This is a genomic window from Pseudomonas sp. Con_6 (assembly GCF_059379395.1).
The window spans coordinates 5,715,828-5,741,193 of sequence record NZ_CM182011.1 but is presented as its reverse complement, the minus strand read 5'-3'; the positions used below and the strand labels follow the sequence as shown (position 1 = coordinate 5,741,193).

Annotated in this window: 24 protein-coding genes; 5 read left to right on the top strand and 19 right to left on the bottom strand. The window is 65.2% G+C overall.

Annotated elements, in window-relative coordinates; genetic code table 11:
* Positions 1-185: 185 nt before the first annotated feature.
* Together AC5QPF_RS25885 and AC5QPF_RS25880 are read left to right on the top strand one after the other, a co-directional pair.
* The gene (locus AC5QPF_RS25885) at positions 186-1,394 is read left to right on the top strand and encodes an EAL domain-containing protein (RefSeq protein ID WP_494960504.1); all 1,209 of its coding nucleotides are present in this window, start codon (positions 186-188) and stop codon (positions 1,392-1,394) included.
* Positions 1,395-1,553: 159 nt separating this feature from the next.
* Positions 1,554-1,838 carry a DUF3509 domain-containing protein gene (locus AC5QPF_RS25880; RefSeq protein WP_494960503.1) on the top strand — a complete coding sequence of 95 codons (285 nt, stop codon included), beginning with the start codon at positions 1,554-1,556 and terminating at the stop codon, positions 1,836-1,838.
* A gap of 159 nt (positions 1,839-1,997) precedes the next feature.
* Here AC5QPF_RS25880 and AC5QPF_RS25875 read toward each other — a convergent pair whose 3' ends face one another.
* Positions 1,998-2,828 carry a TIGR02285 family protein gene (locus tag AC5QPF_RS25875; protein WP_494960502.1) on the bottom strand — a complete coding sequence of 277 codons (831 nt, stop codon included), beginning with the start codon at positions 2,826-2,828 and terminating at the stop codon, positions 1,998-2,000.
* 41 nt (positions 2,829-2,869) lie between these two features.
* On the bottom strand, positions 2,870-4,069 hold the full coding sequence (locus AC5QPF_RS25870; protein ID WP_494960501.1) for a CoA transferase: 1,200 nt from the start codon (positions 4,067-4,069) through the stop codon (positions 2,870-2,872).
* Positions 4,070-4,221: 152 nt separating this feature from the next.
* On the opposite strand from AC5QPF_RS25870, the gene AC5QPF_RS25865 reads away from it, so the two are divergent.
* The 3 genes from AC5QPF_RS25865 to AC5QPF_RS25855 all read left to right on the top strand — a co-directional run bounded on the left by AC5QPF_RS25865 (position 4,222) and on the right by AC5QPF_RS25855 (position 7,697).
* On the top strand, positions 4,222-4,764 hold the full coding sequence (locus AC5QPF_RS25865; RefSeq protein WP_494960500.1) for a YaeQ family protein: 543 nt from the start codon (positions 4,222-4,224) through the stop codon (positions 4,762-4,764).
* 11 nt (positions 4,765-4,775) lie between these two features.
* Positions 4,776-6,485 carry a single-stranded-DNA-specific exonuclease RecJ gene (gene recJ, locus AC5QPF_RS25860; RefSeq protein WP_494960499.1) on the top strand — a complete coding sequence of 570 codons (1,710 nt, stop codon included), beginning with the start codon at positions 4,776-4,778 and terminating at the stop codon, positions 6,483-6,485.
* 105 nt (positions 6,486-6,590) lie between these two features.
* Complete coding sequence (locus tag AC5QPF_RS25855) at positions 6,591-7,697, top strand: oxidoreductase (RefSeq protein WP_494960498.1); 1,107 nt, start codon at positions 6,591-6,593, stop codon at positions 7,695-7,697.
* Between the two features lie 37 nt (positions 7,698-7,734).
* Here the strand turns inward: AC5QPF_RS25855 and AC5QPF_RS25850 are convergent, their stop codons facing one another.
* The 17 genes from AC5QPF_RS25850 to deoC all read right to left on the bottom strand — a co-directional run bounded on the left by AC5QPF_RS25850 (position 7,735) and on the right by deoC (position 25,361).
* Positions 7,735-8,067, bottom strand: coding sequence for a toxin-antitoxin system HicB family antitoxin (locus tag AC5QPF_RS25850; protein WP_494960497.1), 333 nt, complete (start codon positions 8,065-8,067; stop codon positions 7,735-7,737).
* Positions 8,064-8,213 (bottom strand): type II toxin-antitoxin system HicA family toxin, encoded by a 150-nt coding sequence (locus tag AC5QPF_RS25845; protein ID WP_494964250.1) that lies wholly within the window; start codon positions 8,211-8,213, stop codon positions 8,064-8,066. Before AC5QPF_RS25845 ends, AC5QPF_RS25850 begins: the two co-directional genes overlap by 4 nt.
* 111 nt (positions 8,214-8,324) lie before the next feature.
* Positions 8,325-10,187 (bottom strand): FAD-dependent oxidoreductase, encoded by a 1,863-nt coding sequence (locus AC5QPF_RS25840; protein WP_494960496.1) that lies wholly within the window; start codon positions 10,185-10,187, stop codon positions 8,325-8,327.
* A gap of 9 nt (positions 10,188-10,196) precedes the next feature.
* Positions 10,197-11,621, bottom strand: a complete 1,425-nt coding sequence (locus tag AC5QPF_RS25835) for an aminobutyraldehyde dehydrogenase (protein WP_494960495.1) — start codon at positions 11,619-11,621, stop codon at positions 10,197-10,199.
* A gap of 18 nt (positions 11,622-11,639) precedes the next feature.
* A complete protein-coding gene (locus AC5QPF_RS25830; protein WP_009403624.1) occupies positions 11,640-12,446 on the bottom strand; it encodes an ABC transporter permease in 807 nt (268 codons plus the stop codon).
* Positions 12,436-13,389 (bottom strand): ABC transporter permease subunit, encoded by a 954-nt coding sequence (locus AC5QPF_RS25825; protein ID WP_494960494.1) that lies wholly within the window; start codon positions 13,387-13,389, stop codon positions 12,436-12,438. Before AC5QPF_RS25825 ends, AC5QPF_RS25830 begins: the two co-directional genes overlap by 11 nt.
* Before the next feature lies 1 nt (position 13,390).
* Positions 13,391-14,428, bottom strand: a complete 1,038-nt coding sequence (locus tag AC5QPF_RS25820; RefSeq protein WP_494960493.1) for an ATP-binding cassette domain-containing protein — start codon at positions 14,426-14,428, stop codon at positions 13,391-13,393.
* A 206-nt stretch (positions 14,429-14,634) separates the two neighbouring features.
* The gene (gene ydcS / locus AC5QPF_RS25815) at positions 14,635-15,786 is read right to left on the bottom strand and encodes a putative ABC transporter substrate-binding protein YdcS (protein WP_494960492.1); all 1,152 of its coding nucleotides are present in this window, start codon (positions 15,784-15,786) and stop codon (positions 14,635-14,637) included.
* A gap of 82 nt (positions 15,787-15,868) precedes the next feature.
* Positions 15,869-17,329: an aminobutyraldehyde dehydrogenase gene (locus AC5QPF_RS25810; RefSeq protein ID WP_494960491.1), complete on the bottom strand. Its 1,461-nt coding sequence runs from the start codon at positions 17,327-17,329 to the stop codon at positions 15,869-15,871.
* Positions 17,330-17,448: 119 nt separating this feature from the next.
* Positions 17,449-18,360, bottom strand: a complete 912-nt coding sequence (locus tag AC5QPF_RS25805; RefSeq protein WP_458978775.1) for a LysR family transcriptional regulator — start codon at positions 18,358-18,360, stop codon at positions 17,449-17,451.
* A gap of 156 nt (positions 18,361-18,516) precedes the next feature.
* A complete protein-coding gene (locus tag AC5QPF_RS25800; protein WP_494960490.1) occupies positions 18,517-19,137 on the bottom strand; it encodes a TetR family transcriptional regulator C-terminal domain-containing protein in 621 nt (206 codons plus the stop codon).
* A gap of 129 nt (positions 19,138-19,266) precedes the next feature.
* Positions 19,267-20,358, bottom strand: a complete 1,092-nt coding sequence (locus AC5QPF_RS25795) for an endonuclease/exonuclease/phosphatase family protein (protein WP_494960489.1) — start codon at positions 20,356-20,358, stop codon at positions 19,267-19,269.
* A gap of 14 nt (positions 20,359-20,372) precedes the next feature.
* Entirely contained in the window at positions 20,373-21,344 is a 972-nt protein-coding gene (locus tag AC5QPF_RS25790) for a S1/P1 nuclease (protein ID WP_494960488.1), read from the bottom strand.
* Positions 21,334-22,059 carry a purine-nucleoside phosphorylase gene (gene deoD, locus AC5QPF_RS25785; RefSeq protein WP_494960487.1) on the bottom strand — a complete coding sequence of 242 codons (726 nt, stop codon included), beginning with the start codon at positions 22,057-22,059 and terminating at the stop codon, positions 21,334-21,336. Before deoD ends, AC5QPF_RS25790 begins: the two co-directional genes overlap by 11 nt.
* Before the next feature lies 1 nt (position 22,060).
* Positions 22,061-23,269: a phosphopentomutase gene (locus AC5QPF_RS25780; protein WP_494960486.1), complete on the bottom strand. Its 1,209-nt coding sequence runs from the start codon at positions 23,267-23,269 to the stop codon at positions 22,061-22,063.
* On the bottom strand, positions 23,266-24,588 hold the full coding sequence (deoA, locus tag AC5QPF_RS25775) for a thymidine phosphorylase (RefSeq protein WP_494960485.1): 1,323 nt from the start codon (positions 24,586-24,588) through the stop codon (positions 23,266-23,268). Before deoA ends, AC5QPF_RS25780 begins: the two co-directional genes overlap by 4 nt.
* Complete coding sequence (gene deoC / locus AC5QPF_RS25770) at positions 24,588-25,361, bottom strand: deoxyribose-phosphate aldolase (protein WP_494960484.1); 774 nt, start codon at positions 25,359-25,361, stop codon at positions 24,588-24,590. The genes deoA and deoC overlap by 1 nt, the downstream gene beginning before the upstream one ends.
* Between the last annotated feature and the right edge of the window lie 5 nt (positions 25,362-25,366).

Sequence of the window (25,366 nt, the reverse complement as noted above, 5' to 3'; positions counted from 1 at the left end):
CTATGGTGAATCCACTACCGCAATCGCGGGTGAACCTGCTCTCACAGGGATGGCGCATCAGCTTGCCGGGGGGGGGGTTAGATGCTCTGTCGGAAACGGACGTCATCCTTTCGGATTTGTCCTATAGGTCCCTCTGCACTATTTCCCTAGAGTCGCAGCTTCGTGCCATCACGGAGACCAGCTTCATGCACTCCCTCAAGGTCCTGATCCTCGAAGACCACCCCTTCCAACTCATGGCATTGCACCAGATGCTCAATGCTGCAGGCGTGTTCGATGTGCTCGCCGCGGAGTCGGTGAACTGCGCCCGGCAGATGCTCGAGCGCCGGGGGCCGGTGGATGTCGCCATCTGCGACCTGTACATGGATGGTCCGGACGGGTTGGCGATGATCCGCCATCTGGCCGACAAGCGACTGGCCGGCGCGTTGATCGTGCTGAGCGATGCTGAACCGGCCCTGCTCGGCAACATCGCAGAACTCGCCCCGCAACTTGGCCTGCACCTGCTCGGCTGCCTGCAGAAACCGGCCAGTGGAGCCGTTCTCCACCGCCTGCTGAGCGAATACCACGACCGCAGCGGTGATCCGCCAATGTCGGACAGCGCGCCGCCGATAAAGGCTTTGCGCCGGCTTTCAGCAGAGCAACTGGCCCAGTTGCGCCAGCAGTGGCAGGTGAACTATCAGCCCAGAATTGACGCCGACGGCAATCTGGTCAGTGTCGAGGCCTCCGTACGCTGGCAGCATCCAACCCTTGGTTCACTGGTGCCAGGACAGTTCTTCACCGTGCCCGAAGGCGCCGCACTCCTAGCGATGCTGACTTGGCACCTACTGGAAAACGCCTTGGCGCTCAGTGCGGTGGATGGCCGACAGTTGCCGGTGGCGGTGAACCTGCCGCCTGCGTTGTTGTTCGACAACGATCTGGTCGGATGCCTGGAACAACTGCTGGCGCTGCATCGCGTGTGCGCCAGCAGCCTGATCCTGGAAATCGGCGAGCGTCATTGCTGCCGGCTCGATCCTTCCCAATTGCAGCGCCTGGTAGACCTGCGCCAGATGGGTGTGCGGCTGTGCCTCGACGAGTTCGGTCGTGGTGCGGCCAACCTCCGTCAACTGTTCGATCTTCCGCTGAGCGAATTGAAACTCCCCGCTGAATTCCTCTGCGGTATGGCCGAAGAGGGCACCAAGGCCGCAGTCGTCGCGGCGGCGTTGATCCTGGCAAGACGTTCGGCGCTCGACGTGGTAGTAACGGAGGTGGACACCCTTGCCGATTGGCAGGCAGTGCAGGGGGTAGGGCAGCCGTGGGTACAAGGGCGCTTCGTCGCCGGACCGATGTCGAGTGGCGAACTGCTCCACTGGATGCACGTCCGCGAGCCGAAGACACGGGGTGAGAAAGGGGTGGCTTGATGCGAAAGTGGCTTTTTGATATCACTTTGTCAGGGCGCTTTCAATCTGTCATGTTTACCGGGCATGCTCGCTTGAACCCCTGGTGAAAACCCCGTTTTGCCGAACTTTTCCAGCAACTGCGGGGTCAGTCGAAAACCACTTGGTCCTATCGAGGTGAAGATGGAATCCATCAGCGTGTTGCTCAATGAAGCATTGGCACCTTATCAGGTCACTCTGGAACCCCAGGGCGCTGGCGACTTCAAGGTGTCGCTACGTGACGAGAATGGTTTCGACATATTGCAACGCACTGCGCGTGCCAGCCAGTTGCAGGACCAGCGCTTGCTGGTGGATCTGGTGGATGGCCTGCAGCGCGACCTGCGCATTGCTGAAGGCCGCCTGCAGCCCTGCGTGATCGCAGCCTGGCAGCATGCGCGGCAGGCTCGTGGTTTATCGGCTACCTTGTGAGAGGAACCTTTGCCGGAGACGGCAATCAGACACCCTACAGGCAGCCAGTCCTCATTTTGCTCCGATGCTGACTGGCTGTCTCCACGAAAGGCCCCCCAATTGGCCTTCGTTTAACCCCGATCGGGCTCCCCACCGTTCGGGGTTTCTTTTTGCCCGCAGTCAGGGATGGTCGTCGCTGAAGAAATGCCGTGCGTCTTCCAGATAGATCTCGCGGGTATGGGCATCGAGCCATTCGGCATAGAGCGCAGGCAGGATGTCCTCGCGCATCTGCAGCAGCAACTGATTGACATGGACCACGGCCTCGCGGCCCTGTGGCGTGTCGGAACAGCCGACATGAATGAACTGGTACTCGGCCATGCCCTGGATCGGGTAGAAGGTCAGGGCGTCCAGCGGCTGGCCCAGTTCCTGGCTCAGGTAGCGGACTTCCGGCCAGTAACCCAGCAGCCATTTCAGCCGTCCCAGGTTCTGCATCTGCAACAGGCTGCGCACTGCATCATTGCCGTAGTGCGGGGTGAGGTTGTCCGGAGGGGTGGCCTTTAGCAGGATATCGACCGGCGTGCTGTAGCTGCGCTCGGCGACCATCCCCAGGCGCGCGGTCTGGCTCGCCAGCAGGGCCTTGAGATCGACCTTGCCGTCCACCAGGAAAGGCTCGACCAGCGCGGCGTCCTGCTTGCGCACGATCAGGCCATTGCTCAGGGTGCCCATGCTCGGTACCGAGAAATTAATGAAACGCGCCCGTTCCGGAGTCCACAGCAGGGTTGCGTCGCAAGTGAAACTGGGCTCCTGGAGCATCTGCATGGCCCGGGCGCGATTGACGCGCAGGATACTGTGGTCGTATTCGGGCATCTGCTCGATCAGTCGGACGAGCATCTGGTCCACGGCACCCTGACCCTTGCGTGTCCCCTCGAAGATGGTCAGCGGCGGCAGGTCACGCAGCAGCCAGGTCAGCCTCTCCTTGGCCGTCACCATGCCGGAAGTGCTCAGCAACATGCCGAGCAGCAGGCCCAGGCCGGTGCCGCGCCAGAGCCGCTTCAGATGGCACCCTGCTCGCGCAGGTCGCTGATGGCCGCCGGGCTGTAGCCCAGTTCACCCAGCAACTGGTCGGTGTGCTCGCCCAGCTTCGGTCCGACCCACTCGCTGGAGCCCGGAGTATCGGACAGCTTGGGCACGATGCCGGGCATCTTGAACGGCTTGCCGTCCGGCAGCTTCGCCTGGAGGAACATCTCGCGGGCGAGGAATTGCGGGTCGGCGAACATGTCTTCGGCGGAGTAGATGCGGCTGGCTGGCACCTCTGCCTCATTCAAAGTCTTCATCAGGGTGTCCAGCGGCACGCTGTTGGCCCAGCGATCGATCACCCCGTACAGCTCGTCGCGGCGCAGGTCGCGGCCGTCATTGCTGGCCAGGCTCGGGTCTTCGGCCAGGTCGGTACGGCCGATGGCGAGCATGAAGCGCTTGAAGATGGCATCGCCGTTGGCGCCGATCTGCACGTGCTTGCCATCGGCGCTGGTATGGATGGAGGAGGGCGTGATGCCCGGCATGATGTTGCCGGTGCGCTCGCGGATAAAACCGAACACGTCGAATTCCGGGACCATGCTTTCCATCATGGCGAAGATCGCCTCGTACAGTGCCACGTCGACCACCTGGCCTTCGCCGCCGTTGACCTCGCGATGACGCAGCGCCATCAGCGCACCGATCACTCCCCACAGGGCGGCAATCGAGTCACCGATGGAAATCCCGGTGCGCACCGGCGGCCGGTCCTCGAAGCCGGTGATGTAGCGCAGCCCACCCATGGACTCGCCCACCGCACCAAAGCCCGGCTGGTCCTTCATCGGCCCGGTCTGACCGAAGCCGGACAGGCGCACCATGACCAGCTTCGGGTTCAGCGCCTTGAGCACGTCCCAGCCCAGGCCGAGCTTTTCCAGCACGCCGGGGCGGAAGTTCTCGATCAGGATGTCGGCGTCGGCCAGCAGGCGCTTGAGGATCGCCATGCCTTCCGGATGCTTGAGGTTGAGGGTCAGCGATTGCTTGTTGCGCGCCTGGACGAACCACCACAGCGATGTGCCCTCGTACAGCTTGCGCCACTTGCGCAGCGGGTCGCCGCCGTCCGGCGACTCGACCTTGACCACCTGGGCGCCGAATTCTGCGCAGATGCGCGAGGCGAAGGGACCGGCGATCAGGGTTCCGAGTTCGACGACTTTCAGACCGGCGAGAGGTTTGCTGGGCAGCGACATCAGGGCATCCGTGGCGAAGGGGGGAGCGCTCGTTTTTATCACAGGGCGACAGCCTCAGATACTGTTGTAGCGCAGGATTGTGGCAGCGCGTCGTCGATCGGCGGCGCATCGGGTAGACTGTGTGACTTTTCCGATACCAGAAGCCCGCCCCCATGGCCCAGCCGTCCACCACCTACAAATTCGAACTGAACCTCACCGACCTCGATCGCGGCGTCTACGAAAGCGTCAAGCAGACCATCGCCCGCCATCCGTCGGAGACCGAGGAACGCATGGCCGTGCGTCTGTTGGCCTACGCCCTCTGGTACAACGAGAACCTGTCGTTCGGCCGTGGTCTGTCGGACGTCGACGAAGCCGCGCTGTGGGAAAAGAGCCTGGATGACCGCATCCTGCACTGGATCGAAGTCGGCCAGCCGGACGCCGATCGCCTGACCTGGTGCTCGCGCCGCACCGAGCGCACCAGCCTGCTGGCCTACGGCAGCCTGCGGGTCTGGCAGAACAAGGTGGTGGACGCGGTGAAGGGCCTGAAGAACCTGAATATCGCCGCAGTACCGCAGGAGGTCCTGGAAACCCTGGCCACCGACATGCCGCGTTCGATCAAGTGGGATGTGATGATCAGCGAGGGCACGGTGTTCGTCACCGACGACCGTGGCCAGCACGAAGTGCAGCTGGAGTGGCTGTTGGGCGAGCGCGGTTGAGCTGACAGCCTATGCGTATCGAACCGCGATCCCTGCCGCCGACCCTGCCATTCCTCGGCGACCTGCCGCCCCTGCTGACCCGCCTGTACGCCGCCCGCGGCGTGCAGAGCGCCGAAGAGCTGGACAAGAGCCTGGCGCGGTTGCTGCCGTTCACCCTGCTCAAGGGCATCGACGCGGCGGTGGACCTGCTGGTCGAGGCACTGGCCAGGCGCCAGCGCATTCTCATCGTCGGTGATTTCGACGCCGACGGTGCCACCGCCAGCAGCGTCGGCGTGCTTGGCCTGCGCCTGCTGGGCGCGGCCCACGTCGATTACCTGGTGCCCAACCGCTTCGAATACGGCTACGGCCTGACCCCGGAGATCGTCGCGGTGGCGTTGCAGCGCACGCCGGACCTGCTGATCACCGTGGACAACGGCATCTCCAGCGTCGATGGCGTGGCGGCGGCCAAAGCGGCAGGGCTGAAGGTGCTGGTTACCGACCACCACCTGCCCGGTCACGAACTGCCGCAGGCCGACGCCATCGTCAACCCCAACCAGCCGGGCTGCGAGTTTCCGAGCAAGTCGCTGGCAGGTGTCGGGGTGATCTTCTATGTGTTGATGGCCCTGCGTACCCGCCTGCGCAGCCTCGGTCATTACGAGAACAAGCCACAGCCGAACCTTGGCGAACTGCTCGACCTGGTGGCTCTGGGCAGCGTTGCTGACGTGGTGCCGCTGGACGCCAACAACCGCATCCTGGTGCACCAGGGCCTGGAGCGCATCCGCGCCGGTCGCGCCCGTGCCGGGCTCAAGGCGATCCTCGAAGTGGCCCGCCGCGACCACCGCCGCATCACCTCCACCGATCTCGGTTTCATCCTTGGCCCACGGCTCAACGCCGCTGGCCGCCTGGACGACATGAGCCTGGGCATCGAATGCCTGCTCAGCGAAGACGAGACTCTGGCGCGGGACATGGCGGTGCAACTGGACGAACTGAACCAGGACCGCAAGTCCATCGAGCAGGGTATGCAGCGCGAGGCGCTGGCCCAGCTCAAGGACCTGCCTGTCGAATCCATGCCGTTCGGGCTGTGCCTGTTCGAGGCCGACTGGCACCAGGGCGTGATCGGCATCCTCGCCTCGCGCCTGAAGGAGCGTTACCACCGGCCGACCATCGCTTTCGCCGATGCCGGCGAAGGCATGCTCAAGGGCTCGGCGCGCTCGGTGCCGGGTTTCCATATCCGCGATGCGCTGGATGCAGTGGCGGCGCGTCATCCGCAACTGATCAGCAAGTTCGGTGGTCACGCCATGGCCGCCGGTCTGTCGTTGCCGGCGGGCAACTTCCCGGCCTTCGCCGAAGCCTTCGACGAAGAAGTGCGCCGGCAACTGCGGGAAGAGGACCTGACTGGCCGCCTTCTCTCCGACGGTACCCTGGCGGTGGAGGAATTTCACCTGGAACTGGCTCGCGCCCTGCGCCATGCCGGTCCTTGGGGCCAGCACTTCCCCGAGCCGCTGTTCCACGGCGTGTTCCAACTGGTGGAACAGCGCGTGGTCGGCGAGCGGCACCTCAAGGTGGTGCTCAAGAGTGAATGCGGTTCGGTGAAGCTGGATGGTATCGCCTTCAGCGTCGACCGCGAGGTCTGGCCGAACCCCACGGTGCGTTGGGTGGAACTGGCTTACAAGCTTGACGTCAACGAGTTCCGCGGCCAGGAAAGTGTGCAACTGATGATCGCGCATATGGAGCCGCGCTGATCGGGCGTAGGATTGTGGTCTAGTCTGTGTAGGACCGGCACTGAGCCAAAGGGAAAAATGAGCGCTCGGTTCGGCCTACCATTCGGAGTCCAGAGAGGTGCTGTCATGAGCCTTCTGCTTGAGCCCTACACCCTGCGTCAGCTGACCCTGCCCAACCGCATCGCCGTGTCCCCCATGTGCCAGTATTCCAGCGTCGATGGCCTGGCCAACGACTGGCACCTGGTCCACCTCGGCAGCCGCGCCGTCGGCGGTGCCGGGCTGATCTTCACCGAAGCCGTGGCGGTCACCGCCGAAGGCCGCATCACCGCCCAGGACCTGGGCTTGTGGGACGACGCGCAGATCCCGCCGCTGCAACGCATTACCCGTTTCGTGACTGCCCAGGGCGCTGTCCCGGGCATCCAGCTGGCCCATGCCGGGCGCAAGGCCAGCACCCATCGGCCGTGGCTGGGCAAGCACGGCAGCATCCGGCCGGATGACGGCGGCTGGATCCCGGTGGGGCCGTCGAAGATAGCGTTCGACCCGGAACATACGCCGCCCAGCGAACTCAGCGAAGGGCAGATCCGTGACGTTATCGACGCCTTCGTCGCTGCGGCCAAGCGCGCGCTGGTGGCGGGGTTCAAGGTGGTGGAGATCCATGCGGCCCATGGCTATCTGCTGCACCAGTTCCTGTCGCCGTTGAGCAACCAGCGGCGGGACAGCTATGGCAGTTGTTTCGACAATCGCATTCGCCTGACCTTGCAGGTCACCGAGGCGGTGCGTGAGGTGTGGCCGGAGTCCTTGCCGCTGTTCGTGCGGGTGTCGGCGACGGATTGGGTGGAGGATGGCTGGAACCCGGACGAGACCGTGGAGCTGGCCCGGCGCCTGAAAGCGTTGGGGGCGGACCTGATCGATGTGTCATCCGGCGGGACATCGGTGCATGCCGAGATTCCCACTGGCCCTGGCTACCAGACCCGTTTTGCGGAGCGGGTGCGCAAGGAGTCGGGCATTTCCACCGGCACGGTCGGCCTGATCACCGAGCCGGCGCAGGCCGAGCATATCCTGCGCACCGGGCAGGCGGACCTGATCTTCCTGGCGCGGGAACTGCTGCGTGATCCGTATTGGCCGCTGCATGCCGATGATGATCTTGGCGGCAACAAGGCGACGTGGCCGGCGCAGTATCAGCGGGCGACGAGCCGGGAGCAGCCGATTCATGAGTCTGATCTGAGGGATTGAAAGCTGAAAGGGGCAGGTCTTTCGATCTGCCCCATCGTCAGGCGTGTGCTGCCTGGTTCAGCACGTCGCTGACCCACTGATTGATGCTCTTGTTTTCCAGTTCTGCCTTGGCTGCAACGCTGGCGTGCAATGTTGGTTCCAGCCGCAGGCTCAATTTTCCTGAATAAGTTTTCTGCGGTTCTCGACCCAAGCGGATGCAGGTTTCCAGATAATCGTCCACAGCCTCCTCGAAAGCGCTGCGCAGTTGGGCGACCGACTCGCCGTGAAAGCCGATCACATCGCGAATGCCCGCCACGTGGCCGATCAGCAACTGATCTTCATCACTGTATTCAATTCGGGCGGCGTAGCCCTTGTAGGTCATTACATTCATGGCGTCACTCCTGCCAGCTCAAGAAACCGGCGTGCATCGCGGATCTGATAATGCTTGGCATGTTTATCCGGGTGAGGGCGATGGAAAGTCGCAATTTCTCCCCGCAGTTCGAAACGGACCCGTGACCCCCTGCCTTCGACCACGATGGAGCCGACTCAATCCTTTGGATGTAGGAAAGGGGGGTGGGTCGGGTAGGAACTGTCTTGTTGTATGAAAAATGGCAGAGCAAGGACCGCGTCAGCGGTCCCTGCTCTGCGTCAGGCCAGCTCGCCCACTGCCCGCCACGCCTCATCGATCGCCGCATGCGCATACGCACTCCACGCCGCATCCGAGTTGGCGATGGTCACGTTGCCCAGCGGCTTGCGCGCCGTTTCCTGCCATTTCTCCGTCTGCTCGGGATCATCGAACAGCGTATTGGTAAAGCACGCATACCCATGGGACCAACGGTTGACCGTGATCGCCAGAATGTCCCTCTGGTGATCGAACCCACCCGGCCCCAGCATCCGCTGCAACTGATCCCTCAATTGCGCCTCCAACTGATCGAAACTTTGCGCATAAAGTTTCGCCCGCCCGGTGCGCGCCTGGTCGCGGGCATTCATCCCGGCGTTTGGCGTGGTCGGCACATACACCATGTGCAGGCCGATGGCCTTCGACGGATCCCGCGGATGCTCGTAACCGCCCATGCTCACCGGATAATCCAGCTTGATCCGGCTGTACGGCTGGGTCGCGGCATAGATCTCGTGCACGCCCAGCGTGTGGAACGCCTGCCAGTTGCGCACCACCACCTTGGTGTACACCAGCGGGAACTTGACGTTCTGGCTCAGGGCATTGGCTTGCTCGGCCGGCAGGTCACGCAGCAGGTACGGGATCATCATGTTGTAGCAGGCCATCACGCAGTGCTTGCCGCGCACCTGCGCCAGTTGCCCGCCACGGCTGTAGCCGACGTTCACCCCGCCGTCGACGTTGCGCACACTCACCGCCGTGCTGTTCAGGCGAATGCGCACCGCATGCGCGGCCTGGTCCAGCTGGCTGTAGTCGAACTGCGCCAGGACGATATCTTCCATGCCCTTGCCCGGCGCCACCTGGGGAATCAGATCGCGCACCAGCAGGCGCGCCAGCGAAGCGTTGCCGTCAGGGAAGTGGTAGATGTACGGCTCTTCCATCTCTGCCCGGGCTTCCTCGCTGATCGGCTCCAGCTGCATCGCGGCGAAGCCGGGGAAACCGACGTTGTAGGCATCGGACGCGGCCACCGCATCGATGCTCAGGGCCATGAAGTCGTTGGTGCGACCCTGGAAGTACGCCACCGCCGTCGGCGACAGGCCGACATCCTTGAGCAGGAAATCACGATAGCTGGTGCGCTCCAGGTGCTCGTTCTTCTCCTTCAGGCTCTTGCCCGCCAGGTAATCGCGCGGCGTTTCATGCAGGTCGATCAGCGCCTTGCGGTCGGCTTCCGGCAGCGGGAAGTCGTTGATGAAGTCGCGGATCGAGCGGGCATTCAGGCGCTCCGGGGCGATGTCGTCGGCCACCATGGGCGTCGGGTCGCCGGTCACGAGCTTGTCTTCGCCGAAGGTCTCCTTGTCGAAGAACACGGCGCGGGACAACTTCAGGTCCGGGTAGAAGTTGCGGTCGAAGGCGGTTTCGAAGCGCTTGATCTCCACCCCCAGCGCCTTGAGCAGGCCGTTCACTTCCTTGCTGTACAGGTGGTTCGGCGACTGGAACGCTTCGCTGCCGCCATAGCCGATGAGGGTCCGCCCGTCGGCGCTGAACTCGTTGCGCTTGGCGTGGCCGCCGAAGTCGTCGTGGTTCTCGATCACCAGGACCCGCGCCTGCGGGTGCTTCTGGCGATAGAACCAGGCCGCCGACAGCCCGCTGATGCCACCGCCGACCACGATCAGGTCGTACTGCTCGGCGATCGGCAGGGCATCGGTGTCGAAGGTCTTCTTCTCCCAGCCCATCTGGTGTGCCACTTCAAAGGCGCCCGGGTGACTGCCACGCAGGCCGGTCAGGGACGGCGGGTAGTAACGCCCGTCCGGTGCGGCCTGGAGGATCTGCAGCGGGGTCAGGCCCGCTGCGATACCGATGGCGACGCCGTTGAGAAAATCGCGTCGTGTGATCTGCATGAACAGTCCTTAGTGCTTGAACATCACATGACGGATGCAGGTGTAGTCTTCCAGTCCGTACATGGACATGTCCTTGCCATAGCCGGACAGCTTCTGCCCGCCATGGGGCATCTCGCTGACCAGCATGAAGTGGGTGTTGACCCAGGTGCAACCGTACTGCAGGCGCGCCGAGACGCGGTGGGCGAGGCCGACATCGGCGGTCCACAGCGACGAGGCCAGGCCGTAGTCGGAGTCGTTGGCCCAGTCCAGCACCTGCGCTTCATCGTCGAAACGGGTCACCGAGACCACCGGGCCGAACACTTCGCGACGGACGATCTCGTCGTCCTGCTGGGCATCGGCAAGTACCGTCGGCTCGAAGAAGAAGCCGTCGCCCGGCACCGCCTTGCCGCCGGTGACCAGGCGGATATGCGGCTGGGCGATGGCACGCTCGACGAAGCCGGCGACGCGGTCGCGGTGCTGCGCGGTGATCAGCGGGCCGAGCTCGGTTTCCGGGTCGTCCTGCAGGCCGTACTTGATGCTCGAAACGGCGGCGCCCAGTTTCTCCACGAATTTCTCGTAGATGCCGCTCTGCGCGTAGATGCGGCATGCCGCGGTGCAGTCCTGCCCTGCGTTGTAGAAGCCGAAGGTACGGATGCCTTCAACGGCGGCGTCGATATCGGCGTCGTCGAAGATGATCACCGGCGCCTTGCCGCCCAGCTCCATGTGCATGCGCTTCACGCTGTCGGCGGTGCTGGAGATGATGTTCGAGCCGGTGGCGATGGAGCCGGTCAGCGAGACCATGCGCACCTTCGGATGGGTCACCAGCGGCGCCCCCACGCTCGGGCCCTTGCCGAAGACGATGTTGAGCACGCCGGCCGGGAAGATCTCGGCGGCGATCTGCGCCAGGCGCAGGGCGGTCAGCGGGGTCTGCTCGGACGGCTTGAGCACCACGGTGTTGCCGGCGGCCAGGGCCGGGGCGATCTTCCACGCCACCATCATCAGCGGGTAGTTCCACGGCGCGATGGAGGCGATCACGCCCACCGGGTCGCGGCGGATCATCGAGGTGTGGCCCGGCAGGTACTCGCCGGCCGCCGAACCATTGAGGCAACGGCTGGCGCCGGCGAAGAAGCGGAACACATCGGCGATGGCCGGGATCTCGTCGTTCAGCGCGGCGGCGTAGGGCTTGCCGCAGTTGTCCGATTCCAGTTTCGCCAGTTCCTCGCCATGGGCCTCGATGGCATCGGCGAGCTTCAGCAGCAGGCCGGCGCGCTCCTTGGGCGGGGTCTGCGACCAGGCGTCGAAGGCGTGGTCGGCGGCGCGTACGGCGGCATCGACCTGGGCGGCGGTGGCTTCGTTGATGCTCACCAGGGTGGCGCCCAGGGACGGGTTGAGCACGTCGTAGGCAGGTCCTTCGCCGGCCACCAGTTGGCCGTTGATCAGCAGTTTGGTTTGCATGATTCAGTCCTCGTCAGGTTATTTGCCGCTGCCAGCGACGCTCTCGCCGCCGCGGGTCAGGTAGTAGGCGCCAAGGATCGGCAGCATGGTCACCATCATCACCAGCATGGCGACCACGTTGGTCACCGGTACGTCGCGTGGCCGGCTGAGCTGGTTGAGCAGCCAGATCGGCAGGGTGCGTTCGTGCCCGGCGGTGAAGGTGGTGACGATGATCTCGTCGAACGACAGGGCGAAGGCCAGCATGCCGCCGGCCAGCAGCGCCGAGCCGAGGTTCGGCAGGATGATGTAGCGGAAGGTCTGCCAGCCGTCGGCGCCGAGGTCCATGGAGGCCTCGATCAGGCTCTGCGAAGTGCGGCGCAGGCGGGCGATGACGTTGTTGTAGACGATCACCACACAGAAGGTCGCGTGACCGACCACGATGGTGAAGATCCCCGGCTCGATGCCCAGGCTCTTGAACGCCGAGAGCAGGGCGATACCGGTGATGATGCCGGGCAGGGCGATCGGCAGGATCAGCATCAGCGAGATGCCTTCCTTGCCGAAGAAGCTGCGCCGGTACAGCGCCGCCGAGGCCAGGGTGCCGAGCACCAGGGCGATCAGCGTGGCCAGGCAGGCCACCTGCAGCGACAGCTTGATCGACTCCAGCACGTCAGGCCGCGAGAAGGCCACGCTGAACCACTTCAGGGTGAAGCCCTGGGGCGGGAAGCTGAAGGCCGCGTCTTCGGTGTTGAAGGCGTAGAGGAAGATGATCAGGATCGGGAAGTGCAGGAACACCAGCCCGCCCCAGGCCGCGATACGCAGGCCCAGCGAAGCTTTTTCAGAGTGCATCGAAGGCCCCCAGGCGTTTGACGATGGACAGGTAGATGGCGATCAGCACGATCGGTACCAGGGTGAAGGCCGCGGCCATCGGCATGTTGCCGATCGCGCCCTGTTGGGCGTAGACCATGCCGCCGATGAAGTAGCCGGGCGGGCCCACCAGTTGCGGGACGATGAAGTCGCCCAGGGTCAGGGAGAAGGTGAAGATCGAACCGGCGGCGATGCCCGGCACCGACAGCGGCAGGATCACCTGCATGAAGGTCTGCCGCGGGGTCGCGCCCAGGTCGGCCGAGGCGTGCAGCAGCGACGGCGGCAGGCGCTCCAGGGAAGCCTGGATCGGCAGGATCATGAAGGGCAGCCAGATGTAGACGAAGACCATGAAGCGCCCCAGGTGCGAGGTCGACAGGGTACTGCCGCCCACGCCCGGGATGCCCAGCAGGAATTGCAGCACCGGCTCCAGGTGCAGCAGCGAGACGAACCACTGGGCCACGCCGCCCTTGGCCAGCAGCAAGGTCCAGGCGTAGGCCTTGACGATGTAGCTGGCCCACATCGGCATCATCACCGCGATGTAGAAGAACGCCTTGGTCTTGCCCGTGGTGTAGCGCGCCATGTAGTAGGCGATGGGGAAGGCCAGGGCGGCGCTGGCGATGGACACGGCGATGGCCATGGTCAGGGTGCGCAGGATGATGTCGAAGTTCGCCGGGTTGAACAGCGCGGCGAAGTTGGCCAGGGTCAGGTCCGGCGTCACTGCCATGGTGAAGTCGTCGAAGGTGTAGAACCCTTGCCACAGCAGGCCCAGCAGCGAGCCGAGATAGATCGCGCCGAACCAGATCAGCGGCGGGATCAGCAGCAGCGCCAGGTACAGGTTGGGCTTGCGGTACAGCAGGTTGGAGAAGCGCCGCATGAGCGACATCGAGGCCGGCGCCAGGGCCGGTTTTTCCAGGGCCAGGCTCATCTCAGCGACCCTCGCCCAGCACGGTTTCCTGCAGCGGCGTCATCGCCTCGCGGGCCCAGTGCGCGGCCAGGCGCTGGCCTGGTTGCAACTGGGCGGCGTCGGCCTGCCACTGGTTGTTGGCCTGGCTGACGTTGAGCAACTGGCCGTTGTCCAGCTTCAGCTCGTAGCGGGTGGCGCTGCCCTGGTACTGGATGTCGTGGAGCACGCCGCTGACCTGCACCTGGCCACTGCTGGCGGACTCGCCCAGGCGGATGTGCTCGGGGCGGATGGAGAACGGCTGGGCATTGCCGGCGAGCTGGCTGGCAAGGTCGCCACGCAGCACGTTGGAGGTGCCGACGAATTCGGCGACGAAGGTGGTGGCCGGCTTCATGTACAGGTTGCGCGGGGTGTCCACCTGCTCGATGCGGCCGCGGTTGAACACGGCGACGCGATCGGACATGGACAGCGCTTCGGTCTGGTCGTGGGTGACGAAGATGAAGGTGATGCCCAGTTGTCGCTGGAGCTTCTTCAGCTCGGTCTGCATCTGTTCGCGCAGCTTCAGGTCGAGGGCGCCCAGGGGCTCGTCGAGCAGCAGCACGCGGGGGCGGTTGACCAGGGCGCGGGCCAGGGCCACGCGTTGGCGCTGGCCGCCGGACAGTTGCACGGGTTTGCGCGAGCCGTAGCCGCCGAGGGCGACCATGCCCAGGGCTTCTTCGGCGCGGGCGTGGCGTTCCTGCTTGCCGATGCCCTTGACCTTGAGGCCGTAGGCGACGTTGTCCAGCACGCTCATGTGCGGGAACAGGGCGTAGTCCTGGAACACCGTGTTGACGTCGCGCTGGTAGGGCGGCAGGCCGGCGGCTTCGGCGCCGTGGATGCGGATCGAGCCGTCGCTGGGTTGTTCGAAGCCGGCGATCAGGCGCAGGCAGGTGGTCTTGCCCGAGCCGGAAGGGCCGAGCATGGAAAAGAACTCGCCGTCCTGGATATCGATGGATACCCGGTCGACGGCCTTGACCTCGCCGAACAGACGGGAAACCTGGGTGAACTGGACTGCAAGGGTCATGGTGCGGTGCTCCGGATAGGCGTGGGTGTGTGCAGCGGCCCAGGCCTGGACGACTGACGACGGTGGTGCTTGTTTTTGCAGGGGGTGTCGGGGCTGATCGCGGACCCTGTGGGAGCGGGTTTACCCGCGATTGCGTCGGAGAATCCACTATTGCAATCGCGGGTGAACCCGCTCCCACAGGTCCGCGGTGAGCCAGAAACTAAGGCTCAGCGCCCACCCATGATCGCGATGTAGTCCTGGGTCCAGCGGCTGTACGGCACGAACTTGCCGCCTTCAGCCTGCGGGGTTTTCCAGAAGGCGATCTTGTCGAACTGGTCGAAGCCATTGGTCTTGCAGCCTTCGGCACCCAGCAGCTCGCTGCCGGTGCAGGCCGCCGGTACCGCCGGCAGGGAGCCGAACCAGGCCGCCACGTCACCCTGCACCTTCGGCTGCAGCGACCAGTCCATCCACTTGTACGCGCAGTTCGGGTGCTTGGCCTCGACGTGCAGCATGGTGGTATCCGCCCAGCCCGTGGCGCCTTCCTTCGGAATGGTGGAGGCCACCGGCTGGTTGTCGGCCTTCAGGCCATTGACCATGTAGCCCCAGGAACTGGAAGCCGCCACGCCTTCGTTCTTCACATCGCTCATCTGCACCGTCGCGTCATGCCAGTAGCGGTGGATCAGCGGCTGTTGCTGGCGCAGCAGGTCGAGCACGGCCTTGTACTGGGTCTCGTTCAGCTCGTAGGGGTTCTGGATGCCCAGCTCCGGCTTGGCCGACTTCAGGTACAGCGCCGCGTCGGCGATGTAGATCGGACCGTCGTAGGCCTGCACGCGGCCCTTGTTCGGCTTGCCATCGGGGAAGTTCTGCGGCTCGAACACCACGCCCCAGCTGGTCGGCGCCTGCGGGAACACCTTGGTGTTGTACATCAGCACGTTCGGGCCCCACTGGTACGGGGTGCCATAGACCTGCTTGTTGACCACGTACCACGGCCCGTCCTGCAGGCGCGGGTCGATGTTCTTCCAGTTGGGGATCAGCGCGGTGTTGATCGGCTGCACGCGCTTGCCGACGATCAGGCGCAGCGAGGCGTCGCCCGAGGCGGTGACCAGGTCGTAGCCGCCCTTGGCCATCAGGCTGACCATCTCGTCGGAGGTGGCGGCGGTCTTCACGCTGACCTTGCAGCCGGTTTCCTTCTCGAAACCGGTGACCCAGTCGTAGGCCTTGTCGCTGTCACCGCGCTCGATATAGCCCGGCCAGGCGACGATATCCAGCTGGCCTTCGCCGGCACCCACGGCCTTCAGTGGTTCGGCGGCCTGCAGGCTGGCGCTGGCCAGCAGGGCGGTGCTCAGGGCACTGAGCATTGCGGTCTTGTGCACGAACATGGTGTTCCCTCTTGTTCAAATCATTGTCGGGGGCAGGTTGGCAAACGGTGCAGCGGTACAGCTTGTTGTAGTGCGAACGTATTCAGGCCAGGGTCTCGCCGTGGCGCGCCATGATGTGGCGGACCACGCTGTAGTCCTGCAGCGAATCGCTGGACAGGTCCTTGCCGTAGCCGGAGCGCTTGAGCCCGCCATGGGGCATCTCGCTGACCAGCATGAAATGGCTGTTGATCCAGGTGCAGCCGTACTGCAGGCGCGCGGCGATCTGCATGGCCTTGTCCAGGTCGCGGGTCCACACCGAAGAGGCCAGGCCGTACTCGGAGTCGTTGGCCCATTCCACCGCCTGGGACAGCTCGTCGAAGCGGGTCACGGTGACCACCGGGCCGAACACCTCGCGCTGGACGATCTCGTCGCGCTGCTGGCAGCCCGCCAGCAAGGTTGGCTGGTAATAGTAGCCGGCCCCCGAATGCACGGCGGCGCCGGTGACCCGCTCGATATGCGGCTGGCTCAGCGCGCGCTCGACGAAGCTGGCCACGCGGTCGCGCTGGCGGGTGCTGATCAGCGGGCCGATCTCGTTGTCGGCGTCGCGCTTGCTGGCGAAGCGCAGGCTGCTCACCGCCCAGCCGAGTTCGGCCACCAGCTTGTCGTGGATGCCGGCCTGGGCGTAGATGCGGCAGGCCGCGGTGCAGTCCTGGCCGGCGTTGTAGTAGCCGTAGGTGCGCACGCCCTGGACCACGGCTTCGAGGTCGGCGTCGTTGCACACGATCACCGGCGCCTTGCCGCCCAGTTCCAGGTGGGTGCGCTTGAGGGTCTTGGAGGCGGCCTGGAGGATCTTCTGCCCGGTGACGATATCGCCGGTCAGCGACACCATGCGCACCCGGGCGTGGCTGACCAGATGGCTGCCGACCCCTTCGCCGCCGCCGCAGACGATGTTCAGCACGCCCGCCGGCAGCAGCTCCGCCAGCGCCGGCGCCAGGGCCAGGATCGACAGCGGGGTGTGCTCGGACGGCTTGAACACCAAGGTATTGCCGGCGGCCAGGGCCGGGGCGATCTTCCACGCCGCCATCATGATCGGGTAGTTCCACGGCGCGATGGAGGCGACCACGCCCAGCGGATCGCGGCGCACCATGCTGGTGTAGCCGGGCAGGTACTCGCCGGCCAGCTGGCCGGTCTGGCAGCGCACCGCGCCGGCGAAGAAACGGAACACATCGATGGCCGCCACCAGGTCGTCCTGGCGGGCCAGGTGCAGGGGCTTGCCGCAGTTCAGGGCTTCCAGCCGGGCGAGGTGGTCGGCCTGCTTCTGAATGACGTCGGCGATGGCGAGGAGGAGGTTGGAGCGCTGTTGCGGCGTGGTGCGCGACCAACTGGCGAAGGCGCGGTGGGCGGCCTGGATGGCGGCCTCGACCTGCTCGGTGCTGGCCTCGGCGATCCGGGTGAGCACTTCGCCCGTGGCCGGATTGAAGATCGGTTCGGCGACGCCTGCGCCGGCGACCAGTTCGCCGTCGATCAGCAATGCGGTGGACAGGGTCGGGTGCGCGCCGGACATTGGAATTCTCGTTGTTCTGTTTTTTATGCATCGCCCTACCGGAGTGGGCGATATTTCTTACAGAGCCTAGAGCGGAGCGCGCAGGTCGACAAATTCTAAATACTGAAGGGGGCGTTCGATTAAATCGAAAGCTTGCGTCCCGTGCCCGGTTCGCGGGCCACCGTCAGGAACGGATCGACCAGGGCCGGGCGCGCCGTGCCTCGGCGCCAGGCCAGGCCGATATCGAGGGTCTGGCTCAGGTCGGCCAGGGGCCGGGCCTCGATGATGTCGCCTTCCAGCGACCAGGGGCGGTAGGTCATGTCCGGCTGGATCGACACCCCCAGGCCCGCCGCCACCAGGCTGCGCACCGCCTCGGTGGACGCCGTGCGCAGGCTGATCTGCGCCTGCAGGCCCGCGCCGGCCCACATGCGCCGGGCGTTCTGTTCCATCTCGTCGACGTTCAGCTGGATCAAGGGTTCGTCGGCCACGTCGGCGAGGCTGATGCTGTCCCGTTCCAGCAACGGGTGCTGGGCGGGCAGCCAGAGGCGGTGCGGCGAGTGGGTGAGGACCTCGGTCTGCAGGGCCAGGCGGTCTTCCAGGTTGGACAGGATCAGCACGCCAACGTCGATTTCGCCGGACACCAGCAGGTGCTCGATATAGGGGCGCTCGTCCTCGGTCACGCGGATTTCCACGTTGGGATAGGCGCGCTGGAAGCGGGTCAGCAGGTCGGCGAGATAGTAGCCGGCGACCAGGCTGGTCACGCCGATGGTGAGCTGGCCGGCCACCTGGTCGGTGCTTTGTTGCAGGCTGCGCTTGGCGTTGTCCACGGTGGCCAGGATCAGGTGCGCCTGGCGCAGGAACTGATGGCCCTGGTGGGTGAGGGTCATGCCCTTGGCGTGGCGGTTGAACAGGCTCACGCCGATTTCCTGCTCCAGTTGCTGGATGGCCAGGGTGAGGGTGGATTGGGAAATGAACACCGCCTGGGCGGCGGCGGAGATGGAACCGGTTTCCGCTACGGCGATGAAGTGGCGGATCTGGCGGAGGGTCATCATGAGGGGAGGGGCTTTATGAGTTTTGTTGGTGCTGGGGAGTTTATATCTTTTTTTTCGAATGGCTTGGCGGGAGATTGCATCAGGGCTACCAGCGTTCCTATCAGAAACGAAAAATCCCCGGCCATCCGGACAGGGGATTTTCCATTTGCAAACCCTTCAAGGCTCCAACCCGATCCCCCGCAACACCACCGCCGTGATCGTCTGCACCGCCTGCTCGAACTGTTCGTCACTCAACGGCTGGTGCCCGTTCAGCGCGCGCACCTGATAGTCGAAGTCGGCATAGTGCTGGGTCGAGGCCCAGATCATGTACAGCAAGGCGAACGGCTCGATCGGCTTGATGCGCTTTTCCTCTACCCATTGGCGGATCTTGTTCTCTTTGTACTTGGCCCCGGCAAACAGGTGCTCATCGAGAATGTCCCGGAACAACGGCGCTCCATGCATGATCTCGTTGGCCCACAGCTTGGAGCCGTGGGGCCGGGTGCGCGAGTGGGTCATCTTCTCGCGCACGTAGCTGGTCAGCACCACCCGCGGGTCGTCGAAGTGGACGAAGCAGGCGCCTTCCTTTTCCCAGGCGCTGAGCAGGTTGACCAGCACCTCGCGGTACAGCTCGTCCTTGGTGGTGAAATAGTAGTGCAGGTTGGAACGGGGCAGGTCGGCGAGCCTGGCGATATCGGACATGGAAGTACCGGCATGGCCCTGCTCGGCGAATACCTGCTCGGCAGCCAGAAGGATTTTCTCGACGTTCTTGCGACGAATGTTGATCTTGTGGTTACTCATTCCATTCCCGACCAGGGCTAAGTAGTTCAGTTTCAGACGCGCGATCAGTGGGCAGGCGCCACATCCCTTTGGCGCAAAATTGCCATCATGTCGCCATTGGGCAAGGCAGGCGTTGAGCGTTGTCATGCCTCACTGTGCACGTCGATAGATTTGCGCGTACATCGGCCAGTGGTCGGAGACGCCCTCCGGATATTTGCCACCCTCGAAACGTGCCGGCGAGCCCCATTTGTTGACCTGGTACGGACTGTCCTTCGGGGTGTGGATGCTCGTGCTGTCCACCTTCCAGCCATTGAAGCCGTTGCCGGTCATTTCCTTGGGGAACAGCAGGATATCGAAGAACGACCACTGCCGCGCGCTGTGGTAGTAGTAGCTGCCCTTGCAGTCGCCGCAGCCGATCAGGTGCGACACGCTCCAGGTGCCGGCCAGACCGTTGGCGATGTAGTGGTGCTGGCTTTCCTCCTTGGCGTTGATGTTGAAGTCGCCACCGACGATCGGCAGCACGTCCGCCGGCAACTGGCGCTTGAGTTCGGCGAGGTACTCGACCGCCTGACGTCGCAGATAGCCCGGCCCGCCACCGGAGGGCAGGTGCACGGCGAACACCGAGGCCTTCTGCCCGTCCGGCAGGAGCAGACGCACTTCGAGGATGCCGCGGGTCTTACCGGTCTTGTCCGAGGTGTCGCCGTTCTCGTTGCGGTACGGCACGCGATGCAGGACCGGCTCGCCCCACTGCGGCAGGCGGCTGAGCACGGCGGTGTCGATGCCGCGCTCGTCCCAGCCTTCCAGCAGCACCCGGGTCTGGTAGCCGGACTTGCCGAGGCGGGCGTTGAGCTGTTCCACCACATTGCGGTTTTCCACTTCATCCAGCATCAGGATGTCCGGTCCGCGACCGGCGTCGATCTGCTCGATCACCGACGCCAGGCGGGTGAGCTTTTCCTTGAGCTGGGCGTCGGTCCAGTCGTTCTTCTCGCACTCGTCGCGCCAAGCCTGAACGGTGATCTTCGCGCAGGTGGCCAGCCACTCCGGGTGCGCCTGTTTCAGGCTCAGGGGCAGGTAGGCGTAGTCTTCCTTGCCCTCGTCGTGGACGGTATCGAAGAGGTTTTCGACGTTGTAGGTCATCAGTGAAACCCGTTGTTCGCCGGGCTGCGGAGTCGGTGTGGCGGCACAGCCGGCGAGGCCGAGGGCGAGCAGCAGGGGCAGGTGGCGCAAGGGCAAAGGGATCATGGAATTCACGGTTCTCAGGAGGCTGGACGACCGGCGACCAGCGCCGCGTTGAGTAGTTGCGCGAGGCGCACCGAAGCCAGCTGCACCTGCTTCTCGGCCACTGGCACGAAGGTGCTCATGTACTGCGCGTCGATGCCGTCGCTGCCGCCCTTGGCCTTCTCGTTCATCAGCTTGTCGCCGCGGCTGTAGTCCTTGCCGGTGCGGTTGTACTCGATGGCCTTGGCGGCGTAGTCGACGCTGCCGCTGTCATCGTCGTCGCCTTGGGCGCGATGGGTCGGCAGCTTGCGTTTCTTCTCGGCCTTCTGCGGGTAGATGCTGTCGTCGCGGACGATACGGCAGGCCTGTTGCGACCACTGCGCCGGATCGGCGGAATCGGCGGTGGGCAGACTGGACTGAAGCTTGTCGGCGTAGGCCTTGACGTCGAGCCTGGCCGAGCCGAGCAGGAAGTCGTCCCAGACCTGGCGCAGGTTATAGGTCTTGCCGCCGGCCTTGACCGGGAAGTCGTAGCCGCCCTTGTCGTCCTTGAAGCTGTTGTTCAGCGGCGAGCTGGCGTCGCTGCTGTGGTGGATTAAGAACAGCAGGGCCATCAGCCGTGTCTGGTTCGGTGCCTTGGGATCGGCCAGGGCCTTGCGGTTCTGCTCGATGGCCGCAACGCTGCAGGCGCCGCCGGGGCAGTCGCGAGGTCGTTGGAAGGTGCAGTCGTCGGCCTTGTAGATCACCAGGCGCTGGTTCTTGGTCTGCTCCCACAGGTCCTGGGTCTGCGGGTTCTTGTCGAGGTTGCCAGCCCAGTTGGCCACCACCGCGAAGTCGTCCTGCTTGATCAGGCCCAGTAGTCGCATGGCCTCGGCCTTGGCCTCCGGGGTCAGTTGGCGCTGCGCCAGTTCACCGACCAGCGCGGTGCCTTGCTGGCCCCAGGCGAACACCTGGCCAGCCCACAGGCCGGCGAGCAGCGCCAGGCCATTGCGTAGGGATTTGCTAACGATCACTTGCAGGTTCTCCTTGGAGGGCATCGAGGGCCAGTTTCATCATGGCGTGGAAGTCCAGTTGCCGTTGCTGGGCGTCAAGGGCTTCGCCAGTCAGGATGTGGTCGCTGACGGTGAGCACGGTCAGCGCCTGCTTGCCCAGTTCGGCGGCCACGCCGTAGAGCCCGGCGGCTTCCATTTCCACGGCGAGAATGCCCATGCGGGTCATGCGCTCGAACAGCGACGGGTCGGGCTCGTAGAACAGGTCGGCAGAAAACACGTTGCCCACGTGTACGGGCTGGCCCGCGGCGTCGGCAGCGCGCACCACCTGTTCCAGCAGGCGGTAGCTGGCGATGGCGGCGAAGTCGAAGCCGTTCAGGCGCTTGCGGTTGACCACCGAGTCGGTGCTGGCGCCCTGGGCGATCACCAGGTCACGAACCTTGATGCCGGGTTGCACGGCGCCGCAGCTGCCGACCCGGACGATGCGTTCGACGCCGTACTGGCTGAACAGCTCATGGGCATAGATCGACACCGAGGGAATGCCCATGCCGGAGCCCATCACCGAGATCGGCTGGCCGTTGTACAGGCCGGTGTAGCCGAGCATGTTGCGGATGCCGTTGACCTGGCGGACCTCGCTCAGGTAGTGGTCGGCGATCATCTTGGCGCGCAGCGGGTCGCCGGGCATCAGCACGGTGTCGGCGAATTCGCCGGGCCGGGCAGCGATATGCGGGGTTGGCATGTCAGGCGTCTCCTTCGAGGAACGAACGGCCATGGTCCAGGGCGGGCAGGGTGAAGAACGCCGCCAGGGTCTGGCCGATATCGGCGAAGCTGTCGCGGGCACCGAGGCTGCCGGCGCTCACGCCCTTGCCCCAGGCCAGCACGGGAATATGTTCGCGGGTGTGGTCGCTGCCCGGCGCGCAGGGGTCGCAGCCGTGGTCGGCGGCGAGGATCAGCAGGTCGTTGGCGCCCATGGCCGCCAGCAACTGCGGCAGGCGCTGGTCGAAGGCTTCGAGGGCGGCGGCGTAGCCTTCGCTGTCGCGGCGATGGCCGTAGAGCATGTCGAAGTCGACGAAGTTGCTGAACACCAGGGTGTGGTCCGGCGCCTCGGCCAGGGCCTGCAGGGTGCTGTCGAACAGGGCGTCGTTGCCGTCGGCCTTGTACAGGCGGCTGATGCCCTGGTGGGCAAAGATGTCGCCGATCTTGCCCACCGCGAACACCTGGCCGCCTGCCGCGCAGAGGTGGTCGAGCAAGGTCGGCGCCGGTGGCGGCACCGAGTAGTCGTGGCGGTTGCCGGTGCGCTTGAAACTGGCGGCATCCTCGCCCTTGAATGGCCGGGCAATGACCCGGCCGATGTTGTACGGGTCGCACAGCTCGCGGGCCAGTTCGCACAGGGCGTACAGGCGGTCAAGGCCGAAGTGTTCCTCGTGGCCGGCGATCTGCAGCACGCTGTCCGCCGAGGTGTAGACGATAGGCTTGCCGCTGCGCAGGTGTTCCTCGCCCAACTGTTCGATGATGGTGGTGCCCGAGGCATGGCAGTTGCCGAGGATGCCGGGCAGGCTGCCGCGTTCGATCAGGGCCTCGAGCAGGGCAGGGGGAAAGCTGTTCTCCAGTGCCGGGAAATAGCCCCAGTCGAACCGCACCGGCACCCCGGCCATTTCCCAGTGCCCGGACGGCGTGTCCTTGCCGCTGGACAGCTCCCGCGCGTAGCCCCAGGCACCCTCGACGGCGATATTGGCATCGAAGCCCGGCGGTAAGCTGCCGCCACTCAGTGCTGCCGCATGCCCCAGGCCGAGGCGGGCGAGGTTGGGCAACTGCAATGGCCGCCCGTCACGGGCACGGGCCTCGGCGATATGCAGCAGGGTATTCGCCCCGGCATCGCCGAAGCGCTCGGCATCGGCGCTGGCGCCGATGCCGAAGGAGTCGAGGACCAGCAGCAGGGCGCGTTTCATGCGGGCTCCAGGCACAGGCCGGAAATTAGCACCGGCGCTTCGTAGGGCACGGTGGCGATGGTGTAGGCCGCCTGTACCGCGGCTGCCGCACGTTCGGCTTGCTCCAGATCGCGGGCATGCACCAGCGCCAGTGGCCGGTTGGGCCCTACTGCTTCACCGGGGAAGCACAACTGGCTGAGGCCCACCGCCGGGTCGATCGGGTCTTGCGGAAGGCGCCGACCGCCGCCGAGGCCGACCACCGCCAGGCCGATTTCCCGGGTGTCGATGCTTTGCACGATGCCAGCCTGCGGCGCCACCACCGGGATCACCACCGGCGCCGCCGGCAGATGGTTTTCCTGGCGCTCGACCAAGTCCGCCGGCCCGCCCAGGGCTTCGACCATGCGCGCGAAACGCTGCAGGGCCGCGCCACTTTTCCAGGCATTGAGCACTTGTTCCCGGGCCAGCTCGACCGTGCTGGCGAGGCCGGCACAGAGCAGCGTTTGCTCTGCAAGGGCAAGGGTCACCTCCCACAGGCGCTGGCTGCGCACTTCGCCGCGCAGCAGGGCGATGGCTTCCTCGACTTCCAGGGCATTGCCCGCCGAGCGCGCCAGCGGCTGGCTCATGTCGGTGATCAGGGCACGGGTACGCACCCCGGCGCCATTGGCTACGGCGACGATGCTTTCGGCCAGGGCCGCGGCATCGCTGGCCTGGTCCATGAAGGCACCGTTGCCGACCTTGACGTCGATCAGCAGCACATCGAGACCCGCCGCCAGTTTCTTGCTGAGGATCGAGGCGATGATCAGGTCGATGGATTCCACCGTGCCGGTGACATCGCGGATGGCGTACAGGCGCTTGTCCGCCGGGGCCAGGTCGCTGGTCTGGCCGATGATGGCGCAGCCGACGTTGGCCACCACGTCGCGCAGGCGCGCCATGTCCGGCTGGCTGTCGTAGCCGGGGATGCTGTCGAGCTTGTCGAGGGTGCCGCCAGTATGGCCCAGGCCGCGCCCGGAAATCATCGGCACGTAGCAGCCGCAGGCGGCCAGCAGCGGCGCCAGGGGCAGGCTGACCAGGTCGCCGATGCCGCCGGTGGAGTGCTTGTCCACCACCGGGCCTGGCAGGTTCCAACTGAGCACCCGGCCGGAGTCGCGCATGGCCGAGGCCAGGGCGATGCGTTCGTCGATCGTCAGGCCCTTGAGCAGCACGGCCATGGCGAAGGCGGCGACCTGGCCCTCGCTGATGCTGAAGTCGGTGATGCCGCTGACGAAGCGGCGGATATCGGCGTCGTCGAGTGTCTTGCCATCGCGTTTGCGACGGATCACTTCCTGTGGCAGCCAGACCATCAGTAGCGCCCTCCGTCCTGCGCAGCGGGGACCCCGAGCCGGTTGAGCAGGTCGCCGAGCAGGCTGGAGGCGCCGAAGCGCAGGTGCCGTGGCGAGATCCACTGGGCGCCGTTGATGGCTTCGGCCAGTTCCAGATAGACCCGCGCATCGGCCAGGGTCTTCATGCCACCGGCCGGCTTCAGGCCGACATTGACGCCGCTGGAGGCGATGCATTCGAGCATCACCCGCGCCGCCTCGGCAGTGGCATTGACCGCCACCTTGCCGGTGCTGGTCTTGATGAAGTCGGCGCCGGCCTCGATGGCATCGAGGCTGGCCTGGCGGATCAGGGCCGGGTCGGCCAGCTCGCCGGTTTCCAGGATCACCTTGAGCAGCGCACGGTCGGCGCACAGCGCCTTGCACGCACGGACCAGGGCGAAACCAGAGTCGGCATCGCCCGCCTGCAGGGCGCGGTACGGATAGACTACGTCGATCTCGTCGGCGCCGTCGGCCAGGGCCTGGCGGGTCTGCTCCAGTACTTCGTCCAGCGGCGCGTTGCCGGCGGGGAAGTTGGTCACGGTAGCCACGGCCACGGTCTGCCCGCCGAGGTCGTCGAGGGTGCGCCGGGCGAGGGCGACGAAGCGCGGGTAGACGCACACCGCCGCCACCGGGCCCACCGGGGTCAGGGCACGCTGGCAGAGGCCGACGATGCGCCCTTCGGTGTCGTCGTCGTTCAGGGAAGTCAGGTCCAGCAGCGCAATCACTTTGTGCGCTTGTGTCGTATCGAGTTCGGTCATATCGG

Excerpts from the sequence above, each read along its gene's own strand:
- AC5QPF_RS25855 (WP_494960498.1), top strand. The coding sequence starts at position 6,591 with ATGAGCCTTCTGCTTGAGCCCTACACCCTGCGTCAGCTGACCCTGCCC.
- deoD (WP_494960487.1), bottom strand. The coding sequence starts at position 22,059 with ATGCCAACCCCGCATATCGCTGCCCGGCCCGGCGAATTCGCCGACACC.
- AC5QPF_RS25800 (WP_494960490.1), bottom strand. The coding sequence starts at position 19,137 with ATGAGTAACCACAAGATCAACATTCGTCGCAAGAACGTCGAGAAAATC.
- AC5QPF_RS25830 (WP_009403624.1), bottom strand. The coding sequence starts at position 12,446 with ATGCACTCTGAAAAAGCTTCGCTGGGCCTGCGTATCGCGGCCTGGGGC.
- AC5QPF_RS25835 (WP_494960495.1), bottom strand. The coding sequence starts at position 11,621 with ATGCAAACCAAACTGCTGATCAACGGCCAACTGGTGGCCGGCGAAGGA.
- AC5QPF_RS25880 (WP_494960503.1), top strand. The coding sequence starts at position 1,554 with ATGGAATCCATCAGCGTGTTGCTCAATGAAGCATTGGCACCTTATCAG.
- AC5QPF_RS25850 (WP_494960497.1), bottom strand. The coding sequence starts at position 8,067 with ATGAATGTAATGACCTACAAGGGCTACGCCGCCCGAATTGAATACAGT.
- recJ (WP_494960499.1), top strand. The coding sequence starts at position 4,776 with ATGCGTATCGAACCGCGATCCCTGCCGCCGACCCTGCCATTCCTCGGC.
- AC5QPF_RS25865 (WP_494960500.1), top strand. The coding sequence starts at position 4,222 with ATGGCCCAGCCGTCCACCACCTACAAATTCGAACTGAACCTCACCGAC.
- AC5QPF_RS25780 (WP_494960486.1), bottom strand. The coding sequence starts at position 23,269 with ATGAAACGCGCCCTGCTGCTGGTCCTCGACTCCTTCGGCATCGGCGCC.
- ydcS (WP_494960492.1), bottom strand. The coding sequence starts at position 15,786 with ATGTTCGTGCACAAGACCGCAATGCTCAGTGCCCTGAGCACCGCCCTG.
- AC5QPF_RS25825 (WP_494960494.1), bottom strand. The coding sequence starts at position 13,389 with ATGAGCCTGGCCCTGGAAAAACCGGCCCTGGCGCCGGCCTCGATGTCG.
- AC5QPF_RS25875 (WP_494960502.1), bottom strand. The coding sequence starts at position 2,828 with ATGTTGCTGAGCACTTCCGGCATGGTGACGGCCAAGGAGAGGCTGACC.
- deoC (WP_494960484.1), bottom strand. The coding sequence starts at position 25,361 with ATGACCGAACTCGATACGACACAAGCGCACAAAGTGATTGCGCTGCTG.
- AC5QPF_RS25870 (WP_494960501.1), bottom strand. The coding sequence starts at position 4,069 with ATGTCGCTGCCCAGCAAACCTCTCGCCGGTCTGAAAGTCGTCGAACTC.
- AC5QPF_RS25820 (WP_494960493.1), bottom strand. The coding sequence starts at position 14,428 with ATGACCCTTGCAGTCCAGTTCACCCAGGTTTCCCGTCTGTTCGGCGAG.
- AC5QPF_RS25840 (WP_494960496.1), bottom strand. The coding sequence starts at position 10,187 with ATGCAGATCACACGACGCGATTTTCTCAACGGCGTCGCCATCGGTATC.
- AC5QPF_RS25885 (WP_494960504.1), top strand. The coding sequence starts at position 186 with ATGCACTCCCTCAAGGTCCTGATCCTCGAAGACCACCCCTTCCAACTC.
- AC5QPF_RS25795 (WP_494960489.1), bottom strand. The coding sequence starts at position 20,358 with ATGATCCCTTTGCCCTTGCGCCACCTGCCCCTGCTGCTCGCCCTCGGC.
- AC5QPF_RS25810 (WP_494960491.1), bottom strand. The coding sequence starts at position 17,329 with ATGTCCGGCGCGCACCCGACCCTGTCCACCGCATTGCTGATCGACGGC.
- deoA (WP_494960485.1), bottom strand. The coding sequence starts at position 24,588 with ATGGTCTGGCTGCCACAGGAAGTGATCCGTCGCAAACGCGATGGCAAG.
- AC5QPF_RS25805 (WP_458978775.1), bottom strand. The coding sequence starts at position 18,360 with ATGATGACCCTCCGCCAGATCCGCCACTTCATCGCCGTAGCGGAAACC.